Annotated in this window: 20 protein-coding genes and 1 tRNA gene; 10 read left to right on the top strand and 11 right to left on the bottom strand. The window is 54.3% G+C overall.

Features of this window, described 5'->3' with window-relative positions:
- Positions 1–3: 3 nt before the first annotated feature.
- From AC8GE9_RS07380 to xerD, 6 genes are all read right to left on the bottom strand, one after another.
- Entirely contained in the window at positions 4–3,327 is a 3,324-nt protein-coding gene (locus tag AC8GE9_RS07380; RefSeq protein ID WP_506676518.1) for a UvrD-helicase domain-containing protein, read from the bottom strand.
- Positions 3,317–6,055: a PD-(D/E)XK nuclease family protein gene (locus AC8GE9_RS07375; protein ID WP_506676517.1), complete on the bottom strand. Its 2,739-nt coding sequence runs from the start codon at positions 6,053–6,055 to the stop codon at positions 3,317–3,319. Before AC8GE9_RS07375 ends, AC8GE9_RS07380 begins: the two co-directional genes overlap by 11 nt.
- Before the next feature lie 9 nt (positions 6,056–6,064).
- Positions 6,065–6,259, bottom strand: a complete 195-nt coding sequence (locus tag AC8GE9_RS07370) for a hypothetical protein (RefSeq protein ID WP_506676516.1) — start codon at positions 6,257–6,259, stop codon at positions 6,065–6,067.
- Between the two features lie 48 nt (positions 6,260–6,307).
- A complete protein-coding gene (locus tag AC8GE9_RS07365; protein ID WP_506677130.1) occupies positions 6,308–7,486 on the bottom strand; it encodes an MFS transporter in 1,179 nt (392 codons plus the stop codon).
- A gap of 99 nt (positions 7,487–7,585) precedes the next feature.
- Positions 7,586–7,661: transfer RNA gene (locus AC8GE9_RS07360), tRNA-Arg, on the bottom strand.
- Between the two features lie 24 nt (positions 7,662–7,685).
- On the bottom strand, positions 7,686–8,597 hold the full coding sequence (gene xerD / locus AC8GE9_RS07355; protein ID WP_506677129.1) for a site-specific tyrosine recombinase XerD: 912 nt from the start codon (positions 8,595–8,597) through the stop codon (positions 7,686–7,688).
- 77 nt (positions 8,598–8,674) lie between these two features.
- Here xerD and tsaE point away from each other — a divergent pair, with 77 nt between their 5' ends.
- Genes tsaE through miaA form a run of 4 tightly spaced genes read left to right on the top strand, consistent with a single transcriptional unit; the run spans position 8,675 to position 13,285 of the window.
- The gene (tsaE, locus tag AC8GE9_RS07350; protein ID WP_506676515.1) at positions 8,675–9,217 is read left to right on the top strand and encodes a tRNA (adenosine(37)-N6)-threonylcarbamoyltransferase complex ATPase subunit type 1 TsaE; all 543 of its coding nucleotides are present in this window, start codon (positions 8,675–8,677) and stop codon (positions 9,215–9,217) included.
- Positions 9,169–10,539 carry an N-acetylmuramoyl-L-alanine amidase gene (locus AC8GE9_RS07345; protein WP_506676514.1) on the top strand — a complete coding sequence of 457 codons (1,371 nt, stop codon included), beginning with the start codon at positions 9,169–9,171 and terminating at the stop codon, positions 10,537–10,539. Before tsaE ends, AC8GE9_RS07345 begins: the two co-directional genes overlap by 49 nt.
- 2 nt (positions 10,540–10,541) lie before the next feature.
- Positions 10,542–12,338 (top strand): DNA mismatch repair endonuclease MutL, encoded by a 1,797-nt coding sequence (gene mutL / locus AC8GE9_RS07340; protein WP_506677128.1) that lies wholly within the window; start codon positions 10,542–10,544, stop codon positions 12,336–12,338.
- Positions 12,335–13,285, top strand: a complete 951-nt coding sequence (gene miaA, locus AC8GE9_RS07335) for a tRNA (adenosine(37)-N6)-dimethylallyltransferase MiaA (protein ID WP_506676513.1) — start codon at positions 12,335–12,337, stop codon at positions 13,283–13,285. Before mutL ends, miaA begins: the two co-directional genes overlap by 4 nt.
- 1 nt (position 13,286) lies before the next feature.
- Here the strand turns inward: miaA and purM are convergent, their stop codons facing one another.
- Complete coding sequence (purM, locus tag AC8GE9_RS07330) at positions 13,287–14,333, bottom strand: phosphoribosylformylglycinamidine cyclo-ligase (protein ID WP_506676512.1); 1,047 nt, start codon at positions 14,331–14,333, stop codon at positions 13,287–13,289.
- A gap of 70 nt (positions 14,334–14,403) precedes the next feature.
- Here purM and hda point away from each other — a divergent pair, with 70 nt between their 5' ends.
- Genes hda through folK form a run of 4 tightly spaced genes read left to right on the top strand, consistent with a single transcriptional unit; the run spans position 14,404 to position 17,662 of the window.
- Positions 14,404–15,105 carry a DnaA regulatory inactivator Hda gene (gene hda / locus AC8GE9_RS07325; RefSeq protein WP_506676511.1) on the top strand — a complete coding sequence of 234 codons (702 nt, stop codon included), beginning with the start codon at positions 14,404–14,406 and terminating at the stop codon, positions 15,103–15,105.
- Positions 15,102–15,800, top strand: coding sequence for an HAD family hydrolase (locus tag AC8GE9_RS07320; protein WP_506676510.1), 699 nt, complete (start codon positions 15,102–15,104; stop codon positions 15,798–15,800). The genes hda and AC8GE9_RS07320 overlap by 4 nt, the downstream gene beginning before the upstream one ends.
- On the top strand, positions 15,800–17,176 hold the full coding sequence (gene pcnB, locus AC8GE9_RS07315) for a polynucleotide adenylyltransferase PcnB (RefSeq protein WP_506676509.1): 1,377 nt from the start codon (positions 15,800–15,802) through the stop codon (positions 17,174–17,176). The genes AC8GE9_RS07320 and pcnB overlap by 1 nt, the downstream gene beginning before the upstream one ends.
- Positions 17,177–17,188: 12 nt before the next feature.
- Entirely contained in the window at positions 17,189–17,662 is a 474-nt protein-coding gene (folK, locus tag AC8GE9_RS07310; protein ID WP_506676508.1) for a 2-amino-4-hydroxy-6-hydroxymethyldihydropteridine diphosphokinase, read from the top strand.
- 16 nt (positions 17,663–17,678) lie between these two features.
- Here the strand turns inward: folK and AC8GE9_RS07305 are convergent, their stop codons facing one another.
- From AC8GE9_RS07305 to AC8GE9_RS07290, 4 genes are read right to left on the bottom strand one after another with little or no spacing between them, the layout of a single operon-like run.
- Positions 17,679–18,872 (bottom strand): CaiB/BaiF CoA transferase family protein, encoded by a 1,194-nt coding sequence (locus tag AC8GE9_RS07305; protein ID WP_506676507.1) that lies wholly within the window; start codon positions 18,870–18,872, stop codon positions 17,679–17,681.
- On the bottom strand, positions 18,869–19,699 hold the full coding sequence (locus AC8GE9_RS07300) for an HTD2 family dehydratase (RefSeq protein WP_506676506.1): 831 nt from the start codon (positions 19,697–19,699) through the stop codon (positions 18,869–18,871). The genes AC8GE9_RS07305 and AC8GE9_RS07300 overlap by 4 nt, the downstream gene beginning before the upstream one ends.
- Positions 19,700–19,714: 15 nt before the next feature.
- Positions 19,715–20,830, bottom strand: a complete 1,116-nt coding sequence (locus tag AC8GE9_RS07295) for an acyl-CoA dehydrogenase family protein (RefSeq protein ID WP_506676505.1) — start codon at positions 20,828–20,830, stop codon at positions 19,715–19,717.
- A gap of 8 nt (positions 20,831–20,838) precedes the next feature.
- Entirely contained in the window at positions 20,839–22,029 is a 1,191-nt protein-coding gene (locus AC8GE9_RS07290) for an acyl-CoA dehydrogenase family protein (protein WP_506676504.1), read from the bottom strand.
- Positions 22,030–22,254: 225 nt separating this feature from the next.
- Here AC8GE9_RS07290 and AC8GE9_RS07285 point away from each other — a divergent pair, with 225 nt between their 5' ends.
- Together AC8GE9_RS07285 and AC8GE9_RS07280 are read left to right on the top strand one after the other, a co-directional pair.
- A complete protein-coding gene (locus tag AC8GE9_RS07285; RefSeq protein ID WP_506676503.1) occupies positions 22,255–22,926 on the top strand; it encodes a 3-oxoacid CoA-transferase subunit A in 672 nt (223 codons plus the stop codon).
- Complete coding sequence (locus tag AC8GE9_RS07280; protein WP_506676502.1) at positions 22,923–23,636, top strand: 3-oxoacid CoA-transferase subunit B; 714 nt, start codon at positions 22,923–22,925, stop codon at positions 23,634–23,636. The genes AC8GE9_RS07285 and AC8GE9_RS07280 overlap by 4 nt, the downstream gene beginning before the upstream one ends.
- Positions 23,637–23,670: the final 34 nt, after the last annotated feature.

The following is a 23,670-nucleotide window of genomic DNA, read 5'->3' as shown; positions in this document are numbered from 1 at the left end:
GCCTCACTGCACTGGAACATATTCAAACCAGAGCTGATCACGTGGAAAATACAAGGCCGCGCGCGCCGGAGCGCCATCAAAAGCAGATAATTTATTGCAATACCGCTCCAACTGGGACTGATAGCGCAACATCATCCGCTGACCAAAGACTTGCGTGGTTTCAGTCGGCTCGGGTCGTCCGGTTTTGTAATCGACAACCAGCCATCCCTTGTCATCTTTAAGGGCATAGTCCAGCACCGACAGCTGACCGGTTTCATCCAACAAAGCCCATTCGCGCCGAGCCTGAGAATGGTTCAGTAGCCACCGACCTCGCTCACTATTGAGCATCGCGACCAAGGTGTCGATGACCTCAGTGGCAGCAGCAGCCCCCTCCTCTGCAGCGACCCCCAGTTGGTGTAACTGCCGTTCAATGCGGGTGCGTTGCTGTGCGACCCGCTCCGGAGACCATTTCGTGGAGTCTTTCTCGCCCATGTGCGCCAACCAACCATGCACCAAAATACCCGTTAGACGCTCGAAACTCGATTGCGCGCGCCAAGTGAAGGCGAGATTATGAGACTCTGGTGCTTGACCTTGCTGTGGGATCCGGTCTTTGAGGCGTGTCAAATGCGACATTAAAAATGCAGGGACGGGTTGTTCTGAAATTAAAACCTTTTCAACCATCGCGGCAAGCTCAGGCAGCTGCACATAGGGAAACAGGCGTGCTAATAAGCTACCCGAGCGCGCCGCCAATGGCGCCCCTGTATCAACGTCGCGCTGCAACTCTGCGACGAGGTGCAGGCTTTGTTTCGCTCGGGTCGCCGCCACATACAACAAGCGATCGACTTCGAACTCACTGCGCCGCTTGTCGCGCTGGGCAAGATATTTAGAAATCACATCTTGCTCATCTGTCGCCCGAGCCTTGATCGGCCCCAGCATGACTTTATCCGCGACTTGCTCGATGCGAACTAAAGGTGTGCGATCAGACACAGGTTGATGATGCAAACCAAACAAAATCACGGACTCAAACTGCAAACCTTTCGCTTTGTGCATGGTCATCACTTCGACCGAACGCTCACCCGCTTCGGGAGAGGCGTATAAACGCGTGAGGCGTGCATCAAGCACATCCACATCGAGTCCACCATAAGGTGCGATTTTCTCAATCAGCGCAAAAACACTCTCGGCATCTTGCAAGTCGGTCGCAGTCCGCGCGAGCGCAACGCCTCCCAACAAGCGCCAGACACATTCAACACGCGCGGCCAAAGGCGCAAGATCGTCCTGCGCCAAAGCGTCCAGCATGACAGGCGCAACCGCACACAAGCGTTGATACTCATCTGGCGAAAGTAGTGTTTGTGCCTGACACTTTGAGGTCGAGTCCTTGGGGCGCAATGCGCGTTCGAGCAACGTGGGAATCGAAGCCTCTCGGTCCATCCCGAAGAGACGATGCAAACTCTCCAAACGTAGACCACAATAAGGAGAACGCAATACCGACAGCCAGGCAGCACGATCGCCGGGATGCGCTAAGGCGCGAATGATTTGCACCAGGTCGACCACGTAGGCACGCAAATGCAACGGCACCAATTCGACCGCACGGCAAGCGATACCCTCTTGGGCTAGCAATTGCGTGACATCCTTGAGATGAGAGCGCGCACGCACCAAAATCGCGACAGGATGCTCCGCGTCGGGAAAGGCAGTGAGGGCCTCTCTGACTAAGTCCAGCACCACGTCCTCGGAGCGGTGTCCCAACTGAGGACAGACTGGGTGAAATCGTACGGCAGGAGAGATCGTCGCGTCTTTGAAGGCTGTTGAAGGTGCATAAGCAATCGCACCTGCGGACGGATCGTCTTTCTGAGGAAAGAGCGAAGAAAAGGTGCCATTGACCCACTCAACAATGCCACGCTGAGAGCGAAAGTTATCCGTCAACGTCAAACACTCAGGACGGATCGTCCCTAAGCCTTCGTCGCGCACACGCAAAAACAGTACAACGTCGGCTTTACGAAAGCGATAAATCGACTGCATCGGATCGCCCACCAAAAACAAGGTTCGTCCATCGCCTTGTTGCCAGCCTGACGTGATTTTTTCGATCAAGGAAATCTGTGATTGGCTCGTATCCTGAAATTCGTCAATCAAGAGATGTCGGATATTTTGATCGAGTTTTAGTAACAGCTCGGTAGGTTCTTCGGCACGACCCAACGCCTGATCGGCTCTCCGGGCAGTTTCGATAAAGTCGACCTCGCCAGCTTCCATAAACCTCAGCATCAATTGCGCCGCTGCGATCCGCAAACAACTGAGCTGTGCTTGCAAAATCTCCCATTGATCTTCGGTAAACACGGGCTCTGGGGTGTTGACCACCGCGTAAAGACGCTTGACCCAAGCAGTGGTTTGAAGTGAATCATGGCTTTGCAGCCATTCAATCACTCGCTCTTTTTCTCTTGTTTGAGGCAGAAAACCTAGATTTTTATTGACGGTTTTACGCAGGCCGCCCGAGCTAGTTAAGAGTAAAGCGGCAAGAGCTTTCCAACGCGGCAGTTCAAAGGCTTGCGCATCAAAAGCCTGGCCATCCCAGTCTTGTAGGGCCCATATGGTGTGCGAGGAGTTGTCTTGCGACAAGACCGCGACAGCGGCGCGCGCAAGCGGCGCTAACTGTTCAGCCCAACCGACAGGCATCAAGGCTCTCAGACCCACCAAATCCTGACTGACTGCATCTTGAAAATTCTCCTCCAAGACATGACGATCATCCCCATCAGGCAACAAGGGCAACCACTGATCCCGCTGAGCCAACATGTCCGCAAGGGCATCGCAGGTTTGGGCCACATCCAAATCCATATGCTCAAGCAAACGCGTGACAGACTCAGACTCACCCACCATCTCTAGCGTCTGACGCGCAGCCTCGAGATAATGAACCCGCGCATCGTCGACGGGATTGGGGACCCCACCCATGGAGGAAAGCCAAGGCATATTGCGCACCAACGAGGCGCAAAACGCATCAATCGTTCTGATGGAAAGGCGCGCGGGATGCTCTAGCAATGCCCAGCCAAATCTCTGATCCCGTTCAAGCGCGGCGCGTCCAAGCCGCCAACTTTTCAGCTCGTGCGCACTCTCAGGTTGTATGGGATTTTCAGCGCGACGAAGTTTTTCCAACACCCGCTCGTGCATTTCAGCTGCCGCTTTACGCGTAAAGGTAATCGCAACAATTTCCTCGGGACGTCCGACGGTCGCGAGCAAGGCAAGAATACGATCCGTGAGCAACTCGGTTTTGCCTGAGCCCGCTGGCGCCTGGACAAGGAAAGAGTATTGTGGATCTGTGGCACGCTCTCTGACAGCCCAATCGCTAGGTTGTTTAGTGGCCATGTATTGCTCCGCTCGCGCGATCGAACGAGTTGGTAGTCTCAGCGCCATCCTCGTATAACGCTTGACCATCGTCGTAGCGCCTGAGTAGTGCCGGCACATCGCAATACTTTAAATCCGTGCGCGACCAAGACTGGTTGATCGCCACACCTGAGGTGAACTCGGACGCTAAGGCATGCACCACGTCTTTGAGCCGAATAATCGCTGCTGACCAATCTGGGTCAGGATATTCTGCTTGATCAAACAGCGTCGGCCCCTCGAGTCCGATATCTCGGCTCACTAGACCCACGGGAGGCTGTGCGCCTGAATGCAAATGAACTAGCATCAAACCTGCGACGGTATCCAGAACGCCTTGTTTATCCAGCACGGCGGCATAGGCAGGCAATTGCAGCTGAACAGGTCGTTCACGTTGCCAATCGTTGAGCACTGTTGGCAGGCTTGAGCCGCCTTTGTAATCAATCACGACTCGACTGCCGTCCTCTAGTTCATCCATGCGATCCAAGCGAACATTGAGTGTCAAGCCCGCGGCAGTAAGCGCGTGCTTTTCCTCAACCTGCACCGCCACAAAGGGTTTTCTTTCACACTCGAGCACTAACCAGGCCGTCACAATCGCTAAGGCCCGCTTCTCTTCGAGCGCACGCAAGGCAGGGTTTAAAGCAAGCAACTCCTGCTCTGCAGCAAGGTGAATGAATTCTTGAAGTTTTTCTCGCAGCTCACCCGACGCCGTCATACGTTGACATTCAGACTGACTGCGAAAGGATAACCAAACCAACTCCATCACCGCATGGAGAAACATGCCACGGGCGGATATGGGCACGAGATCCGAATAGGCTGGAAGTCCATAGGCACCTAAGCGATAGCGCACAAATGCCCACAAGGGATTGCGCGCCTGCGTTTCTAGCAAAGCAATACCACCCTTGACGTGTTCCTCAGCCCGTAAAACCGGAGCCTGATCATCCTCGAGAGATTCAAGAGCCGCGCAACCTGGCGTCTCGATCATGGATGATTGAGCGAAATGGCTCAGGGCGATGCCTTGAATCAAAGGCGAAGGTCTCAAGCCGCGCTCACCCTCGTGCATGGCCGAACTCAGCACGACCGTGGGTGCGAGCGCGCATAACTGTCCATGCATGTGCACCGCCCACTCGCGTTCGCGCTCTGGCGTCGCCCTAGGCGCACCGACTCGGCGCAAATCAGACAAGGGAATAAAGGGATTGGGTTTGGCAATAGCGGGAAACACCTCATCGGTCAGACCTAATATCCAGACGCCATCCCAACGGCCACCTTCGGCCTCCAACATACCCAGCACATCGAGTCTTGCACTTGGGTCACGTTGCGGCTGAAAGGGAATACTGCGCGCAAAACGCGCCAGAATATTCAATGCTTCGGAAGCGGAGGTTGAGGGTAAAAGCGGAGATAAAGCATCGAAGCGCTCGAAGAGTTGATCGAGCGCCTCAATGACCTGATATTCGGTCGAGCTTTGGTGAGCACGTCCGGGAAAGCCAAGCGTTGATAAGGTTTGACGAAAAGACGTCGACCAAAAACGCAGCGACGCCTTGCGCGGCAGCGCAGCCCAGGCTTGCCAGGCAAGCTGCCATGCGGGGGATAGATATTTAAGGCGCTCAATCTTTTTAGACCACGCCATCACACCCATCTCGCTGACTTGGTTGTGGCGCCAGTCGGCATCGACGTTGGCTCTCTCACCCAATTCAGACAAGTCGCCAGCGCAATAGCCTGCCAACAAAGCTGCACCGAGGTCACTCGCACGCGCTTTGCGTTGTTCTTTAAACAACACAAAAGTGCGCAGCCAGGCCAACACCGCGCGCACAGCCTGCCACTCCGATAAAGGTCTTGCCACCGCCACGTTGAAAGAGAACCGTTGCGCAGCGGGCTCGGAAGCATCGCTCTGCCCCTGAAGCACGCGCATCAAGGTTCTGCGCGCAAAAGCAACCTCGGCCTCAAGACTGACAGCGACGATGGCATAGCGGCCCTCGGGGTCTTTTTCCAGCTGGGAACGCGCCCAGTGTGCAGCCGCCACCCATTCTCCTTGGGCCGTATCAAGCATCGCGCGCGTCAATTGCGCTTGTATTGGCGTGTCTGATTCAAAGACAGAAACTGTTACACCTCGCTCGCTCAAGGCCTCGAGTAATTCCGCCATTCTTGGTGTGATTTCAGAAAACCCTGCCAACAATAATTGCGGCCTCACTGGAATCCCCTCGCGCACATGCTCGATCACCCGCTCAAGCGCAAGATTAGGATCAAGGGCCTCTAGGCGCTCGAGCTCTTGGTGATAGCGTTCGCGCCACAACATGAAATGCGCATGCTCTTCTGTCGACGATGACGGATCGACCTCGATCTTCCACTCGTCGATCAGTTTGTCCGCCTGTTGCGCAGCGACGGCAGCTTGTTGCGTATCAAGAAGCGGCTCTTCGGCTTCGATCTCGTCGATCACTCGTCCCCATAACAGCTGGGCGCCAAAGGCGTCGAGAAGAATGGCATGCGTATAGAGCGACTCATGAAAGCTGGCCTGCACGAGCTGCTGCGAAATCCAGCCCGACAACGGGACGATCAAAGGAATTTCACTCACCTTGGTCTGCGTTCGCGTGAGCAGCGCAAAATCTTGAACGATCCGTCTGGCTAGGCGGTTATTGACGGTCAATACAGTGGTCTGAGCCGCCTCGCGTTGCGAGAGCTCGGAAAAGGAAACCCGAGGATAAGTATTGAGATTGATCATAAATCCTGATCAGAAGCCGCACATGGACGCGACGGCTTCCCAACTCACGCGCATGGCGGGGGTGAGATACCCCATAAAACCCACCGTCAGCACAACGAGTAGCATGACGCCGAGCGAGACTCTGAGCCACAGTGAGACACGAGGCTTGACCTGAGCAAGCTGCGTCAGTTGAGACTGCTGAGACTGCTGCACGTGCTGCGTCATGGTCAGATCTCCAAAAGTGAATCGTGCAAGGGCTTACCCAGAAAAAGTTTAAGTCGTCTGGGGACTCGTCATACCAGGCAGCTTGATCGCGATAGGTTTTTCGCGCACGGGTAAACACAAGGCCGCTGCAACCAGCGACAAAGCAATCGCCATCCACCACACCAAATCATAACTACCCGTACTCGACTGTATTTGCCCACCGAGCCAGACTCCGATAAAGCTGCCGAGTTGATGTCCAAGAAAGACCATACCAGACAGGGTGGCTGCGAACCGCAAACCATAGATCTGCGCGATGAGACCTTGAGTCAGTGGTACGGTTCCGAGCCAAAACACACCCATCCACGCTGCAAACACATACAGCACATAGGGTGTGGTAGGCATCAGCAAAATCCAAATCAGACCCACCGAGCGCATGGCGTAAATGCCTGCCAATAAATTCTTTTTGCTATAGACGCCGCCGAGTTTGCCAGCAGTAAAGGAACCAAAAACATTGAACAGTCCGATTAAGCCGATCGCGATCGCTCCTGTTCCTGCATTGAGTCCTTTATCCACCACAAAGGAAGGTAAGTGCAGCGTGATGAAAGCGGTGTGAAAACCGCAGACAAAATACCCCCAAAACAGAAAGTGAAACGTTGGATGACGCAATGCCTGAGCAATCGCCGAAAACATGGACTGTTGTGGACCCGTGCCGGCTGCTGGTTTACCACGCAGGAACCACACCAAGGGAAGAGTGGCTGCAAACACCGCAGACATGACCCAATAGGCGCCTGTCCAATCTAGCGTGTCGATCAACAGTTGGCCCGCTGGAACAACCAAAAACTGACCAAGCGAACCGCCAGCGCTTGCGATTCCCATCGCAGTACTGCGATGCGCCAAAGGCACGGTACGCGCGATCACTGGCAAAATCACGGCGAAGGTCGTCCCCGCTTGACCAAGACCAATTATGACACCCGCAGTCAGATAAAACTCCATTTCAGTGCTCGCCAAGCGAGTGCCCACTAAACCAAGCGCATACAGCACAATGGACAGTGCAATCGTTCGCCCCGAACCTAAGCGATCCGCCATCATGCCCGCACCAATCGCACCGAAACCCCACACGAGATTTTGTATCGCAAAGGCGAGCGAAAAGACTTCGCGATTCCACCCTCTCTCCAGTCCCATCGGCTGAATAAACAAACCGATCGTGGCGCGAATCCCCATTGCCAACAGCACAATAAAGGTGCCCATCAGGATCGTTCTGAACGCTAGCGGATTATCAAGCAGTTTGCCTGAATCAGTTGCCGTGCTGTTTGTTGTTGTCATGAGCGAATCAGAAAAAGGCTGGAATGGCGCCGCCGAGACGAATCGAACGTCCGACTCCCTTCTTAGGAGGAAGGTACTCTATCCACTGAGTTACGGCGGCGTGTTGTGTAGTTTAGCAAGTCCCTCATCCACGCGGGTGATGCTGCGCGTGCAAACTCTTTAAGCGCTCGCGCGCCACATGCGTGTAGATCTGCGTCGTCGAAATATCCGCGTGGCCAAGCAACATTTGCACAACGCGCAAATCCGCGCCGTGATTGAGCAAATGCGTGGCAAAGGCATGCCTCAAGACGTGGGGTGACAACGGTGCCCGTACACCCGCGAGCAAAGCATATTTTTTAATCAACAACCAAAAAGATTGACGCGTCATCGGCACCCCTCGCGCAGTCACGAACATCGCCGGACTCGTGCGGGGACCGAGCAAAACGGGTCTCGCCTCTTTCATATAGGTGGTGATCCAATGCGCAGCCTCGGCGCCTAGAGGCACAAGGCGATCCTTACCTCCCTTGCCTTGCACCACTCTCAGCACACCGTCAGACAAGCTGATTTCCATGACACCCACGCTGACGAGTTCGGATACCCGCAAGCCAGTGGCATACAAGACCTCAAGCATGGCGCGATCACGCAAGCCTCTGGGCGTATGCACAGGGGGCTGCTTAAGTAACGCCTCGACTTGGTTTTCAGAGAGCGTTTTGGGGACACGCAAAGGCTGACGGGCTGTCGTCAATTGCAGACAAGGATCGATCGTGACACGCTGGTGGCGAATGGCCCAGAGGTAATAACGGCGTAGGGTTGCGAGTCGCCGATTCGCAGTACTCGGTTTGGAATGCGCATGCAATGCGGCGAACCAAGACTCAATGTCAGCGCCAATAACCGCATCCAACGCAATTCCACGCTCGAGCTGCAACCACTGCTCAAACGCACACAGATCCCGGCGGTAAGCCGAGAGCGTGTTGGCCGCCAGCCCGTCTTCGAGCCAAACGGCGTCGATAAACGCGCTGACAGCGCTTGATTCCTGAGTACGCATGAAGGATGCAATAACGCGAAAGGAGAAATTAATAGTAGCATTCACCACCATTGCAATTTGACCGTGCTCAACCAAAAAAAACGCTCTTGATGCCCTTGTCGCCCCTCAACACCTTCATACTCGATCTACCCGACGAGGCCGCCACAGATCGGCTAGGCCAGACACTTGCCCTCGTCGCGGCAGACCTGCAAGCGACCGCGGCCGGCTTGGCTCCCGGCACTCAAGCCGGCGGGCGCATTCACCTGCAAGGCGACCTCGGTGCGGGTAAGACTTCCTTAGTAAGAGCTTTTTTGCGACAGTGTGGAGTTTCTGGACGAATAAAGAGCCCAAGTTACGCACTACTTGAATCTTATGAAGTTTCTAACTTATACTTGTATCATCTTGATTTTTATAGATTTAGCAATCCCACAGATTGGTTAGATGTGGGATTTCGGGATTTACTCAATAATCGCGCAATTGTTTTGATCGAATGGCCAGAGCGCGCGGGCGACTATTTAGAACATCCGGATTTATTAATCCATTTGTTTTACGCCGACCAAGGTCGACGGGCAACGCTAAGTGCATACACAGTGAAGGGACTTCGATGGATCGACGCACTGCCTCAGATAGGACAGGACTCTCAGGAACGCTGAAAGCGCCTGCCCGTCGTCGTTTGTTAGGCGCTGCCACGATTTTACTTTTACCCTTGATCCCTCGCGTCGCAATGGCAGCAAAGCTCCTTGCCGTGCGCACCTGGCCCGCGGATGATTACACTCGCGTCACGCTCGAGCTCGATAGCGAGTTGCGCGCCGAACACTTCACCCTCGAAACCCCCAATCGCTTGGTGGTGGATATTCAAGGGATGGAAATGAACCCCGCACTCAACGACTTAGTGCGCAAAGTTCGCCCTGACGATCCTTTTATCAGCTCTCTACGCGTCGCGCAAAATCGCGCCAATGTGATTCGCCTTGTTTTTGATTTAAAACAGGCCATCGCACCGCAGGTTTTCACACTGAAGCCAGTGGGTGAATATAAGTATCGCCTCGTGCTAGACCTGTACCCGAAAGTCGCGCAAGATCCGCTCGCGGCGCTGCTGAAAAAAATGCCGCAAAAAAAATTGGACGAAGATCCACTTGCACGCGTACTCAGTGAACTCAGTAAAAATCCCAAGGGCACGGGTATGGCTGCTGTACCTGTAATTCCCGAATCCTTCGCACCCCCAATTGCCCCGAACCGAGGTCCGAGCACAAACCCGACTGCACTCGGTCGTCGTCGCATGGTCACCATCGCTGTCGATGCTGGGCACGGCGGAGAGGACCCAGGTGCGATTGGCAAGGGTGGGACACGAGAAAAAGACGTGGTACTGGAGATCGCCAAAAAGCTCAAAGCCCGCATTGATGCGACGCCTGGCATGAGAGCCTTCCTGACCCGAGATGGCGATTTTTTTGTGCCCCTCCATGTGCGCGTTGAAAAAGCACGTCGAGTAAAAGCGGATCTTTTTGTTTCCGTGCATGCTGATGCGTTCCCGCGCCCGACTGCAGGCGGAAGCTCTGTCTATGTCCTGTCCGAACGCGGCGCTTCAAGTACTGCTGCAAAATGGCTGGCTGAAAAAGAAAACTCTGCCGATCTGATCGGCGGCATCAATATTCAAACTCAAAATAATCAAGTCGCAAAAATTTTGCTTGATTTGTCGACCTCGGCCCAAATCAAAGACTCGACGCAGCTCGCCTCGACAATGCTGGATCAACTGCGCGGTGTTTATCGCCTGCACAAGCCACAGGTTGAAAGCGCTGGTTTCGCAGTCCTGCGCGCACCTGATATGCCTTCGATTTTGGTAGAAACGGCTTTTATCAGTAACCCCACCGAAGAACAACTGCTACGCAGTCCGCAAACGCAAGAGCGCTTTGCCGTTGCCATTAACACTGGCATTCAGCAATTTTTTCGAGCGAATCCGCACCTAGCCACCACAGGCTAATGATGTCGCCGCGTCGCCCCATCCGTGCCCTACCCGATTTGCTCGTGAGTCAAATCGCTGCGGGCGAAGTCATCGAACGACCTGCATCCGTTCTCAAAGAATTAGTGGAAAATGCCGTTGATGCGGGTGCTCAAACCGTTGAGATCCGACTCGAGGCGGGTGGCATCAGACGGATTGCTGTGATAGATGATGGGGGCGGAATCGAAAAACACGAACTCGCTCTCGCGCTCACGCGTCACGCCACGAGCAAAATCAGTTCACTCGAAGAGCTCGAGTCCGTCCATTCGATGGGCTTTCGCGGCGAAGCGCTCGCTTCGATCGCCGCAGTCTCCCAACTCACACTGATTTCTCGCACCAAAGACGCTGAGCATGCGTGGTGCCTCGAGCCCGGCACGCTCGAAGCTACGGCTGCTTCTGGTGCGCTGGGTACGACGGTTGAGGTTAAATATTTATTCGATCGCGTCCCAGCAAGACGTAAATTTCTACGCGCGGAGGCCACTGAGTTTGGCCACTGCATCGATGCAATTGAACGCATTGCTCTCGCATTTCCTGAAGTCAGCTTCCGCGTCTTCCACAACGACCGTGCCGTACGCCAATGGCTTCCCACCTCTGCCCTCAAACGCATCAGCGATGTGTTGGGTTCAGAATTTAACGAACACGGCATCGAAGTCAATGCCCAAGGCGGCTTGATCTCACTGATGGGCATTGTCACCCGCCCTACCGCGGCCCGCGCCCGCGCAGATCGTCAGTTTTTATTTGTCAACGGTCGTCATGTACGCGATCGAACGGTTTCGCATGCGATACGAAGTGCGTATACCGATGTGCTACACGGAGATCGACAGCCTGCTTTTGTACTTTTTCTTCACGTGGATCCTGCTGCCGTCGATGTCAATGTCCATCCAGCTAAACACGAAGTGCGTTTTCGCGACTCCGGTGCCGTGCATCGCTTTGTTCAGCAAACAGTGACGCAAGCGCTGGCGGGTGTCGCTGGCGCGCAGAGCGTATCCGCGGCTGAGATCGAAGTCTCTTACGATGCCAGGCGGACGGGCGATTCTGCCTTTGTGCCCACCGCGTTCGCGCCCTCAGGCTCGACCGGGACGCCTTGGCAGGCCACATCTCAGCGCGCTTTTCAACTGCGCGAAACAGGTCAGGCCATCTCCACCTCGCCCCAAGCATGGCAGACTCTCTACGCACCTCTCGACGAGCCCGCACCGGACTGGCCATTGGGTCGCGCGCTCGCCCAGGTGCATGGTATTTATATTTTGGCCCAGACCAGCTCAGGACTTGCCCTGATCGATATGCACGCCGCACACGAAAGAGTGGTCTATGAACAGTTGAAAAAAGCCCTTGATGAACAAACACTTCCTCAACAAAGTCTGTTGGTCCCGGTCGTATTTCATGTCACTGAAAAAGAGCTCGCACTCGCCCAAGAGTACCAAATAGAAATAGAAAAATTAGGCTTTGAAATGGCTGCCATGGGACCACAAACCATGGCGCTGCGGGCCGTCCCCGCGATGCTTGCGCGCGGTGATCTTGAAGCGCTTGCGCGAGGCGTCTTACGCGATCTTGAACAGATTGGTGCGAGTCAGCTATTAACCGAACAACGCAACACCTTGCTCGCGACCATGGCGTGTCATGGCGCTGTGCGCGCCAATCGCCAATTAACGCTCGAAGAAATGAACGCGTTGCTTCGCCAAATGGAGCTGACCGAACGCGCCGATCAATGCAATCATGGACGTCCGACCTGGATTCATTGGAACGTATCGGACTTGGACAAATTATTTTTGCGCGGTCAATGACAGCGCCCGCCTTACTTTGCATTGCAGGACCGACGGCCAGTGGCAAGAGCGCGATCGCACGTGCGATCGCAGAAACATGGCCATGCGAGCTGATTAATGTCGACTCGGCCACCATCTATCGCGGCATGGATATTGGCACGGCCAAGCCCTCACGCGAAGAGCGCGCACTGGTTTCTCACCATTTATTGGATATTTTGGATCCACTCGACGCTTATTCGGCTGCTGCTTTTCGACGCGATGCGCTTGCGTGCGTGACACAAATCCGTGCGCGCGGACGCTTGCCAGTGCTGGTGGGTGGCACGATGCTTTATTTCAAAGCACTGCGTGAAGGGCTCAATGATTTGCCCACAGCAGACCCTAAGCTTAGAAAAGAGTTGGAGTCACGCGCCTTAGCGATTGGTTGGCCCGCAATGCATGCGCAACTTGGTAACATCGATCCCCTCACGGCAGCGAGGCTCTCTCCAAATGATAGTCAACGTATTCAGAGGGCACTTGAAATTTGGCATCTGAGCGGCAAGCCCATGTCCGAATTACTAAACGTCTCTGCACAGACAGATCAGCCACTGAGGACTGTCACGCTGAGCCTGGAGCCGGCGCAGCGTAGCCACTTGCATCAACGTATCGCGTTACGTTTCGATCAGATGCTCGAAGAGGGATTGATTAAAGAAGTCGAGGCTTTGCGCGCGCGAGGCGATCTCCATACGGACTTACCTTCGATCCGCTGCGTAGGCTATCGACAACTATGGTCCATGATGGACGGGGCTGTCACGAAGGAACAAGCGAGAGAGCAAGCTATCGCGGCAACCCGACAACTCGCGAAAAGACAGCTGACTTGGTTGCGTAGCTTGCCAGAGCGCATGACCGTTGAGGCGGATGCTCCTGGCGCATGCGAGCAAGCCTTAAGAATCGTGAGTCAACTGATCGATGACCGAACGATAGTGCATTGACTTAAAGCACGACCGTTTGCGCATCTGTCGCAGCACACTCAGCAATTTCTCCGATTTGATAGACCGTTTCACCCTGTGCTCTGAGGGCCTGGCTGATCGCCTCTGCTTGAGCGGCAGGCACAACGGCAACCATACCCACGCCACAATTGAACACGCGATACATTTCAGTATCAGCAACGCCCCCTTGTTGCTGTAACCAACTAAATAACTTGGGCATTTGCCAAGCATCGCGGTGCAAGCGCGCTTGCAAACCAGGCTGAAGAATGCGTGGGACGTTATCGAGCAAACCGCCACCAGTGATGTGCGCCAAACCTTTGATTTGTTTGCCAAAATCCTTGAGCACAGCCAAGACAGGCTTTACGTACAAATGCGTGGGCGCCATCACGACATCGCCCAACGGCTGGCCATGAAAGTCTTGTTCTGGACGCGCATTGGCACGCTGCAGGATTTTGCGCAAGAGAGAGTAGCCGTTGGAATGCGCACCACTTGAGGCCAACCCAAGGACGACGTCGCCTGGCTGGATCGACTTCCCATCGATCAAAGCAGACTTTTCCGCGGCACCGACGGCAAAGCCGGCCAAATCGTATTCCCCATCCGGGTACATGCCAGGCATTTCAGCCGTCTCACCACCGATCAGGGCGCAACCCGACAGCTCGCAGCCCTTGGCGATGCCACCCACAACTTGGGCCGCGACATCCACGGACAATTTACCGCAGGCGAAATAATCCAGGAAAAAGAGCGGCTCGGCGCCCTGGACCAGAATGTCGTTGACGCTCATGGCAACCAAATCGATCCCCACAGTGTCGTGGCGCTGCCAGTCAAACGCAAGCTTGAGCTTGGTCCCGACGCCATCCGTGCCCGATACGAGGACAGGCTCTTTGTAACGCTTTGGTACCTCGAACAGTGCGCCAAAACCACCGATACCAGCCAAAACGCCCTCGCGCATCGTGCGCGCCGCCAGAGGCTTAATACGGTCTACAAGGGCGTCGCCCGCGTCAATATCGACGCCAGCGTCGCGGTAAGTCAGAGGTGCTTGAGGTTGAGTCATGGGAAAAAGCCGTGGTTGTGTGACAATTGTGGACTTACGTCCGTATATTTACTAATTTTACGATGAGTCGATGAGTCGGCAGTTACTTCTAGAGATTACACCCACCCAAAGTCCTAGTTTGGACAATACGGTCGTGGGCGCGAACGCCGCAGCCCTCGATGCGGTCAAGGGCTTGTCACGGGGTCGAGCGCTGTATTTATGGGGTCCTCCAGGCTGTGGACGCAGTCATTTGCTCCAGGCAATGATCAAAGATAAAAAAGCCCAGCTCATCCAAACCGCGACCCCCTCGGTGGACATCATGGCGTTGGCTACCCTGCCCGCCGATCTGAACCGCACAGAAATCATCGCAGTCGACGATATCCAGGAAATGAACGCTGAACAACAGTCTGCGGTCTTTGCCCTGTACAATCGCTGGCGCGAGTTCGCTGCGACAGACCAAGCTTTTAGGCTTGTGGTGACAGGGGATCGAGCGCCCATAATGATGTCTTTGCGCGAAGATCTGCGCACTCGCCTAGGCTGGGATCTGGTGTTTCGACTTGAGCCGCTTTCGGATGAGGAAAAGTTCGAAGCGCTCACTGCTTATGCGCTTAGGCTTGGCTTGCCGCTTTCCGATGACATACTGGACTGGATGTTGACGCACTACACCCGTGATATCCGGCAACTTTTCGCTTTGGTGGACGCCTTGGACCGGTACTCTCTTTCCAAACACCGCAGCGTCACGCTGCCGCTTGTGCGCCAAATGCTGACAGACCGAGAATTTTTACAATCATGACCTCCAAAAGACTTGCACTTTTCGATCTCGACCACACACTCCTGCCTCTTGATAGTGATTATCAATGGGCTGTTTTTATGGCCAAGTCCGGACGCGCCGGCGACCCCGCCGAAGCCTTGCGACGCAACGAAGAGTTGATGGACCGCTACAACGCGAGTGAGTTGACCGCAGAGCAAGCAGCCGAATTTATGTTGGGTTTGCTTGCTGCCCACCCGCCACACTTGCTCGCGGCCTGGCACGAAGAGTTTATGCAACAGGTCATTCGGCCCGCAATGACGCAGCGCGCGATCGAATTGGTGCAACAACACTTGGTGGCCGGAGACCTCTGCGCCGTTGTAACCGCTACCAATAGTTTCGTGACTGCGCCAATCGCACGCGCTTTTGGTGTACCGACACTCATCGCCACGGAACCCGAGTTCATCGCTGGACGCTATACGGGAAAAATTTTGGGTATACCAAGTTTCAAACATGGCAAGGTTGTTCGGGTTAATCAATGGCTAGCGGGACAACATCAACGTCTTGATGACTTTGAAGAGTCTTACTTTTATAGCGACTCCATCAATGACCTTCCTTTGCTCGAAGTCGTCACGCATCCGGTCGTGACCAATCCGAGCGCGAGCTTGCTCGCCGTGGCTCAACAGCGCGACTGGCCTGTGCTCAATCTTTTTAACAAGCTAGCCAACGATAAATCCTAATGCTTACAGACACCATTAAACGCTTTGTTGGTCAGTTGTTTGGCCAGAGATCACAAGGTTTAAGACGGATCAATAAAGAAAAACACGGTATAGATCGTCGCATCGTTTCTCGCCATGCAATCAAGGTGTGCGAGGTCCTTCAACACGAGGGCTATCAGGCCTACATCGTGGGTGGTGCCGTACGTGACCTGATCGTTGGACTCGAACCCAAGGACTTTGACGTCGCGACCAATGCGACACCCGAACAGATCCGTCCGCTTTTTAGACGCGCGCGCATCATCGGACGACGCTTCCAACTTGTTCATGTGGTGTTTGGTCAGGAGATCATTGAAACCTCCACCTTTAGAGCGCCAGCGTCCGAACTGCAATCCACCGACGGTCATGGTCGAATCCTACGCGACAATGAATTCGGGACGCATGCGCAAGATGCCGCGCGACGTGACTTCACAATCAACGCGCTTTACTACGACCCCACGACTGAAGAAGTCATCGACTATCACAATGGCGTCGATGATCTCAAACATCGTATTGTGCGGATGATTGGCGACCCGCGCACGCGCTACCGCGAAGATCCTGTCCGCATGCTGCGCGCCGTCCGCTTCGCCGTCAAGCTCAAGGGAAAAATCGAACCTGACACCAAAGAACCGTTGGCTTCGATGGCCGAGCTCATTGAGAACGTCCCCGCTTCGCGTCTGTTTGACGAAATGCTCAAGCTGCTGACCTGTGGCCAAGCAATGGAATGTCTGACGCAATTACGTCAAGATGGTCTTCATCAAGGCATTCTCCCTCTACTCGATGTCGTACTCGAGCAACCAGGTGGTGAGGAGTTTATCGAGCTCGCGCTCGAACGGACAGATCAACGCGTGCGTAGCGGTAAAACCGTCAGTCCAAGCTTCTTATTCGCCGCCCTGCTTTGGTATCAAGTGGATGTACGCTGGAAAAAACGCATCGCCGCTGGCGAGCCCTCTATCCAAGGCCTGATGGACGCTGCGGACTCCGTGCTTGACGAACAAACAGAAAAACTCGCCATCCAAAAACGCTTTAGTGCGGACATGCGAGAAATTTGGTTTATGCAACCGCGTTTTGAAAAACGTTTACCTAAATCAATTTGGCGTATGTTTGAGCAACCTCGTTTTAGAGCTGCGGTCGATTTCCTTCAGCTTCGTGCGGCCGCACGCCAATTCGACAGCGTTCTCGCGCAATGGTGGATGGATTTGGCTAATGCCGACGACGATGCTCGCGCAGAAATGCTCGAAGAGTTAAGCCGACTTCCACGAGAGTCAAACACGACAGGGCCTCGCACACGAAGCCGTCGCAAACGTAGCCCGCGGGCAACCTCGGGGGCAACAAGCACGCCACCCGCTGATATCGGCTAGGTGTTGAAAAATATGTCTATGCATGCCTTGATTGGTTTAGGAGCGAATCTAGGTCAAGCGCGTGAAACGATAGAACGTGCGCTCGAAGCGCTCAACAGCACGCCAAGCATCGAAGTATTAGAAATTGCCCCTTTTTATGGCAGCGATCCGGTCGATGCGCAGGGCCCGACCTTTGTGAACACGGTCGCGCACATCAACACAGCTCTCGCGCCGCTGGCTCTGCTTGAGATCTTGCAGGCACTTGAGCGGACACATGGACGTGAGCGTCCATTTCGCAACGCACCCCGCACGCTCGACCTGGATTTACTCTGGTACGAGGACGTCGAGATGCAAACAGCTCGACTCACCTTGCCGCACCCTCGCATGCATGAGAGAGCGTTTGTACTCAAACCACTCAATGACCTCATGCCTGAGTTTGTTCTCAAGCAAGGCAACATTGCGTTGCTACTCGCGCAATGCAGCGACCAAAAACTCTGGCCGCTTTGAGTCCAATCGCTCTACTTTAAATGGCCTTGGCCGCCTCAAGCTTGGCAATAATCTCATCGCTGACACCCAAAGACTTTAAGATCGACAGGGTGTGCTCACCGACATCCGGGATCGGATCCATGCGTGCGTCAAAGGCGCTGCTGGTCGCAGGGGGTAGCAACGCAGGCAATGCGCCCACGGGCGTCTGGACTTCAGTCCAGCGCTGTCTGGCTTTGAGTTGTGGATGCGCCCAGACATCTTTCATCTCATTGACGCGGGCATTCGCAATTTGAGCCTTTTCCAACGCCTCGATGACCTGGTCAATCGTCATCTTGGCAAACGCATCAACAATCAGCCCTCGCAAACCATCCCGATTCGCGACACGTTTGGATGTTGAGTCATAACGGGGGTCTTTCGCCAACTCTGGTTGCTTGAGAACCTTTTCAGAAAAGACTTGCCACTCGCGCTCATTTTGCAAACCAAGCATGACGTGGCTACCGTCGCCGACCGGAAAGGGACCGTAGGGATAAATCGTGGCGTGCGCAGCACCCGCCCGCGGTGGTGGCGTCTGACCCTCAAACGCGTAATACAAAGGAAAGCTCATCCACTCGACCATGCTTTCAAGCATCGAGACGTCAAGATGACTACCCAGACCCGTTTTATGACGCAATAACAAGGCATTCAAAATACTGGAATAGGCATAGGAGCCTGCGGCAATATCCGCAATTGAACAACCCGCTTTGGCGGGTGCATCAGGCGAACCTGTCACGGAAATAAAACCACTTTCACTTTGAATCAACAGGTCGTAGGCTTTTTTAGTCTCGTAGGGACCGCCCTCGCCATAGCCCGAGATATCGCACACAATCAGCTTAGGAAAACGCTTGTGCAAAGCCTCGAACGACAAACCCATACGGGCAGCCGCACCAGGCGCCAGATTTTGCACGAGCACATCAGTCTCGGCCAAAAGCTCATTAAGAATCGGACCCGCGTCTTCATGCTTGAGATCTAACGTCAAACTTTCTTTGGAACGATTCGTCCACACAAAATGCGAAGCCATACCACGGGTACGTTCATCGTATTTGCGGGCAAAATCGCCCACACCTGGACGCTCAACCTTGATGACGCGTGCGCCGTTGTCAGCAAGTTGTCGAGTACAAAAAGGCGCCGCAATCGCATGCTCTAGACTGACAACCGTGATCCCATCGAGTGGGCGTGGTCCTGCTTTTTTCATACTTCAAACCTCAGTTCTGCTTGATGAGCAAGTGTGCCGTCTTGTTCAGCCCAGAGTTTGGCCTCGCCTGGCGCAGCGATCGTACCGGCAACCGAAAAAGGTGTTGGTGCAATTAGTGGACGCAAACCACGATAGGCAAGATGTCGAACTTGAGCGGCGGGGTTCGCCTTGACGAAAGCGCGACACATCAGCGTCGCGATCAAGGGACCGTGAATCACCAGCCCAGGGTAACCCTCGGTCTGTGTGACATAGGGATGGTCATAATGAATGCGGTGGCTATTGAACGTGACGGCCGAGTATCTGAACAACAACACAGGACTGGGATCGACCGAGTCGCTCCATTGCGCCGCGGGCGCAGGCTCAGTGCCTTGGAGCTTTGGAGGGCTTGGCTCACGATACACAATGTCCTGCTCCTCGCTGATGGCGAGCTTACCTTCCTGAGTGATGTCGTGTTTAACCGTCACAAACAACAAAGAACCTGTGCGGCCCTGTTTTTCTTTGATCGCCAATACCGTTGAAGTTTTTTGAGCCTCAATCCCGACGCGTAGTCCCTCATTAAAGGTCACACGCCCACCCGCCCACATCCGATTGCGATTGTCTGCAGGAGGGAGAAAACTTCCGCGAGCAGGATGACCGTCAAGACCCGTTTGCGCGATTGGCACGGTCTCCAGAAAAAAGGCCCAATGCCAGAGGTGGGGAACGATGTGCCCGACTTGAGGCGCGGACTCACCGAGCGTAGCGGCAATACAGGCGGCATGACCAGGATCCATTCGATCCACCACGGTCTGGGACTTGCCTAGCCAAGAATTTAAGTCTGTCGTCGACATCTAATGCGTTCCTTTTTATGCTTGAAGATCTTGCATGCGCTGCAGGTGGTAATTCGTATCACCCAATAACATCTCGAGGTAGGTTAAGCGCTTGAAATAATCGCCGACCTCGAGTTCGTCTGTGACACCCATACCGCCATGCGATTGTACCGAGGCCTCGCCTACGAAACGGGCGGCGGCGGCCACCTCGACTTTGGCCATCGAGACTACGCGACTGCGTTTGTTTGCATCATTCTCGCTCAACGCGATCGTGGCCACGTAGGTCATCGACAAACCCATTTCAGATTGGATCAACATTTCACCCAAGCGATGCTGCAATACTTGAAAATTGGCTAAGGGTTGTCCGAACTGTTTGCGTGTTTTGAGATATTGAATCGTGCTGTCAGTGAGATACGCCATGGCGCCACAGGCCTGCGCGCACAGCGCCACGATGCCGAAATCCAGCGCTTTACGCAGCGCGGCTTGGGCAGCTGCACCTTTGGCGATCAGGTTATTAGCCGGAACCGACACACGCTCAAACGTCACCGTTGCCGCACGCGCGCCATCAAAAGTGGGAAAGTCCGAGATCTGGATGCCCGCGCTTGTTGTTGGCACTAAAAGCACTGCCATTTCCCCATCGAGCACGACCGACACGAGCAGGGCATCGGAGCCTGCACCATGCCAGACCAAGATCTTTTTGCCATCAAGCTGAAAACCCGCTTGTGTCGGCATAGCACGCGTCGATAATGGTTGTTGCGAATCGCGTTCGCCCTCTTCTTGCCAGGCCACTGCAAGAATCGCTTCGCCCTCAGCGTGCGCGGACAACCATTGCTGCTTAAGAACGAGATTATCGCTTTCACCTAGCAGGGTGACGCCCATGACGGCACTGGAGATCACAGGCTCGCTGACCAGACCGCGACCGAGTTCTTGATGAACAGCTAGCATGGTCGCTGGTGTCTCGCCAAAACCACCAAACTCCTCTGCGACCATCAAACCACCTATACCAAGCTCGACAAGGCTATTCCAGGCAGCCACATCAAATTTCCCTGCTTCCTGACGCGCCCGGCGCAGGGGCCGCGTCCAATTGTCTGCGACCAAACGATGCAGACTGTCTGTCAACATCCGTTGCTCTTCTGAATATGAAAAATCCATGATGTTTCCTAGACCCCAATAATTTGCTTGGCGATAATGCCTTTTTGAACCTCGTTGGTTCCGCCGTAAATAGCCGTCTTGCGCATATCAAAATACGCAGCGGCTGCGGCTGCGGAGTATTCAGGCCCAGGGCCATGAAACTCTGACTCGGCCTGCATCCATTGTGGGTCATAAGGCCAGGCATCCGCGCCGGCGACTTGCATTTGCAACTTGGCCAACTCCATCTGCAACTCAGAACCGCGAATTTTGAGGATGGAGGCTTTGGGGCCGGGATCGCTTGATTCATCAGCCGCCACACGCAGCACCATCATCTCAAGCGCCAAGACTTGCGCCTCGACACGATTGATGCTGTCTCGCACTCTGGAGTTTAGGCTGAGGGACTCGCCGCTCTCCACTGAACGCTCTGCGAGTGATTTCAAGATCGCCAGTTCGCGATGGCAATGTCCAATGCCGGCGATACCGCTACGCTCATGGCCTAACAAATATTTTGCATAGGTCCAACCATTGTTTTCTTCGCCGATGAGGTTTTCCAACGGTGCTTCGACATTCTCAAGCCAAACTTCGTTGACCTCGGCACCACCGTCGAGCGTCTTGATCGGTCTGACCTGCACACCAGGTTGACGCATATCAATCAGGATCATCGAAATACCCCGTTGCGCTTTGGCAGAGGGATCCGTGCGGGCCAAACAAAACATCCAGTCGGCGTAATGCGCCAGCGTCGTCCAGGTTTTTTGACCGTTGATGATGTAGCGATCGCCGACACGTTCAGCACGTGTTTTGAGCGAAGCCAAATCTGAGCCAGAGCCGGGCTCAGAGTATCCCTGACACCACCAGTCATCGACATTGATGATACGGGACAGATAACGGTCCTTTTGAGCTTGACTGCCGTATTTAATCAATACCGGACCAATCATGCCTAAACCAAAAGGTAACAAACGAGGCGCGCCCGCTTTAAAACATTCGATTTCAAAAATCATGCGCTGCACGGCATTCCAACCCGTGCCGCCGTATTCCTTGGGCCAGCTCGGCGCTCCCCACCCCTTTTCGGCAAGGATACGATGCCAACGTAAATAGTCGTCGCGCTTGAGACGATGATGTGCAAAGGTTTTGGTCCGCAAATCAGCGGGTAGTTTTGCCAATGCGAATGCACGCACTTCTTCGCGAAAGGCGCGCTCTTCGGGGGTCCAAGTCAAGTCCATGCGTATTCTCCTGTACATGCAATCTTAACGCCCTCCCAGTTGGAAAACCGTCTTTCATTTTGGAAGACCGCATTTCGCAAGTGAAAATCCCCACCGACTTTCGTCATTTAAAAATCCCCCTACAATCAAGAAAAATATGACATAGACAGTCACTATATTGATGAAAACCCTAATGCAAGGCGCATCTGCGTCTTTTTTTGACCGAATGTCTTTTCTGGAATCAGCATGCTCGACAAGGTAAAAGCATCCCTGCAAGAAGCGGTAGAGCCGATCCAAGATGGTGCGGCCATGATGATCAGCGGCTTTGGTGATGCAGGCATTCCTTTCGAACTCATGCGTGCAGTGCTCGATAAAGGCCTGCGCGAACTCACCATCATTAGTAACAGCGCTGGCACACACGAAACCGGGATTGCCGGCTTGATCAAAGCGGGACGCGTGCGCAAAGTCGTCTGTTCGCATCCTCGTCCAGCCAATTCGGATGTGTTTGCCAATGCTTATAGAGCAGGCCAAGTCGAACTTGAATGCATGCCCCAAGGAACGCTGGCCGAAAGAATACGCGCCGCCGGAGCGGGTCTTGGTCCTTTTTTTACACCAACAGGATACGGCACACTCATTGCCGAGGGCAAAGAGCAACGCGTGATTAATGGCAAGGGTTACATACTTGAACAACCCCTTCATGCCGACTTCGCGCTGATTCGGGCAAACTTAGGAGATCGCTGGGGCAACCTGACCTATCGCTGGGCCGCCCGTAACTTCGGACCCGTGATGTCCATGGCCGCCAAACATACTATCGCTCAGGTCAATCGTGTTGTTCAGTTAGGCGAATTAGCCCCCGAAACCGTCATGACACCCGGAATCTTCGTTCAAGCAGTCGTTGCAATTGGAGGCGAGCGATGAGCGCAGCTACAACGAGCCCTTTTAAACCGCTTTCGCGCGCAGAAATTTCTTACCTTGTGGCCAACGATTTTCCAGATGGCTCGATCGTCAATCTTGGTATTGGCATGCCCACGCAGGTCGCAGATTATTTACCTCAAGACCGAGAAATTTTACTGCATAGCGAAAACGGTATTTTGGGTATGGGTCGTGCGGCCGTCGGCGACGAGATCGATGTTGATCTCATTAACGCAAGCCGCACCCCCGTTACGCTTCTTGCCGGGGCCTCCATCACCGAACACACGATTTCCTTTGCCATGATGCGGGGCGGTCACCTTGACTACTCTGTACTGGGTGGATTTCAAGTGGCTGCCAATGGTGATCTGGCAAACTGGATCACGGGCGGACCCGATGCGATCGCCGCGATTGGCGGCGCGATGGACTTGGCGATTGGCGCACGTAACGTCATCGTGATGATGGAACATGTCACTAAAGACCAAACTCCAAAGCTCATGCTGCAGTGCACCTACCCCCTCACCGGTGCAGGTGTCGTGGACCGAGTCTACACAGACTTGGCGATCATCGATGTCACTCCAGCGGGTTTTGAGGTACGTGCAATCATCGAAGGGCTGTCATTCGAGGCATTGCAACAAAAAACGGCAGCTCCGTTGAAAGCGTCGGCCAAACTCGCCGTCATTTGCCGCAACGCACAAGGTCATCCAATCTACGTGTAATCATCCATTGCAGTGACGCTTCTTTGGGTCACAA

It is taken from the genome of Zwartia lucis, from assembly GCF_965234455.1.
GTDB lineage: Bacteria > Pseudomonadota > Gammaproteobacteria > Burkholderiales > Burkholderiaceae_B > Zwartia > Zwartia lucis.
This window is presented reverse-complemented; position numbering and strand designations above follow the sequence as displayed.

Coding starts and splice junctions, on each gene's coding strand:
- AC8GE9_RS07295 (WP_506676505.1), bottom strand. CDS start 20,830: ATGGATTTTTCATATTCAGAAGAGCAACGGATGTTGACAGACAGTCTG.
- AC8GE9_RS07365 (WP_506677130.1), bottom strand. CDS start 7,486: ATGGGCACCTTTATTGTGCTGTTGGCAATGGGGATTCGCGCCACGATC.
- mutL (WP_506677128.1), top strand. CDS start 10,542: ATGTCGCCGCGTCGCCCCATCCGTGCCCTACCCGATTTGCTCGTGAGT.
- AC8GE9_RS07280 (WP_506676502.1), top strand. CDS start 22,923: ATGAGCGCAGCTACAACGAGCCCTTTTAAACCGCTTTCGCGCGCAGAA.
- hda (WP_506676511.1), top strand. CDS start 14,404: ATGAGTCGGCAGTTACTTCTAGAGATTACACCCACCCAAAGTCCTAGT.
- purM (WP_506676512.1), bottom strand. CDS start 14,333: ATGACTCAACCTCAAGCACCTCTGACTTACCGCGACGCTGGCGTCGAT.
- AC8GE9_RS07320 (WP_506676510.1), top strand. CDS start 15,102: ATGACCTCCAAAAGACTTGCACTTTTCGATCTCGACCACACACTCCTG.
- tsaE (WP_506676515.1), top strand. CDS start 8,675: ATGCCCTTGTCGCCCCTCAACACCTTCATACTCGATCTACCCGACGAG.
- AC8GE9_RS07380 (WP_506676518.1), bottom strand. CDS start 3,327: ATGGCCACTAAACAACCTAGCGATTGGGCTGTCAGAGAGCGTGCCACA.
- AC8GE9_RS07285 (WP_506676503.1), top strand. CDS start 22,255: ATGCTCGACAAGGTAAAAGCATCCCTGCAAGAAGCGGTAGAGCCGATC.
- AC8GE9_RS07345 (WP_506676514.1), top strand. CDS start 9,169: ATGGATCGACGCACTGCCTCAGATAGGACAGGACTCTCAGGAACGCTG.
- miaA (WP_506676513.1), top strand. CDS start 12,335: ATGACAGCGCCCGCCTTACTTTGCATTGCAGGACCGACGGCCAGTGGC.
- AC8GE9_RS07290 (WP_506676504.1), bottom strand. CDS start 22,029: ATGGACTTGACTTGGACCCCCGAAGAGCGCGCCTTTCGCGAAGAAGTG.
- AC8GE9_RS07370 (WP_506676516.1), bottom strand. CDS start 6,259: ATGACGCAGCACGTGCAGCAGTCTCAGCAGTCTCAACTGACGCAGCTT.
- AC8GE9_RS07305 (WP_506676507.1), bottom strand. CDS start 18,872: ATGAAAAAAGCAGGACCACGCCCACTCGATGGGATCACGGTTGTCAGT.
- AC8GE9_RS07300 (WP_506676506.1), bottom strand. CDS start 19,699: ATGTCGACGACAGACTTAAATTCTTGGCTAGGCAAGTCCCAGACCGTG.
- folK (WP_506676508.1), top strand. CDS start 17,189: ATGTCTATGCATGCCTTGATTGGTTTAGGAGCGAATCTAGGTCAAGCG.
- pcnB (WP_506676509.1), top strand. CDS start 15,800: ATGCTTACAGACACCATTAAACGCTTTGTTGGTCAGTTGTTTGGCCAG.
- AC8GE9_RS07375 (WP_506676517.1), bottom strand. CDS start 6,055: ATGATCAATCTCAATACTTATCCTCGGGTTTCCTTTTCCGAGCTCTCG.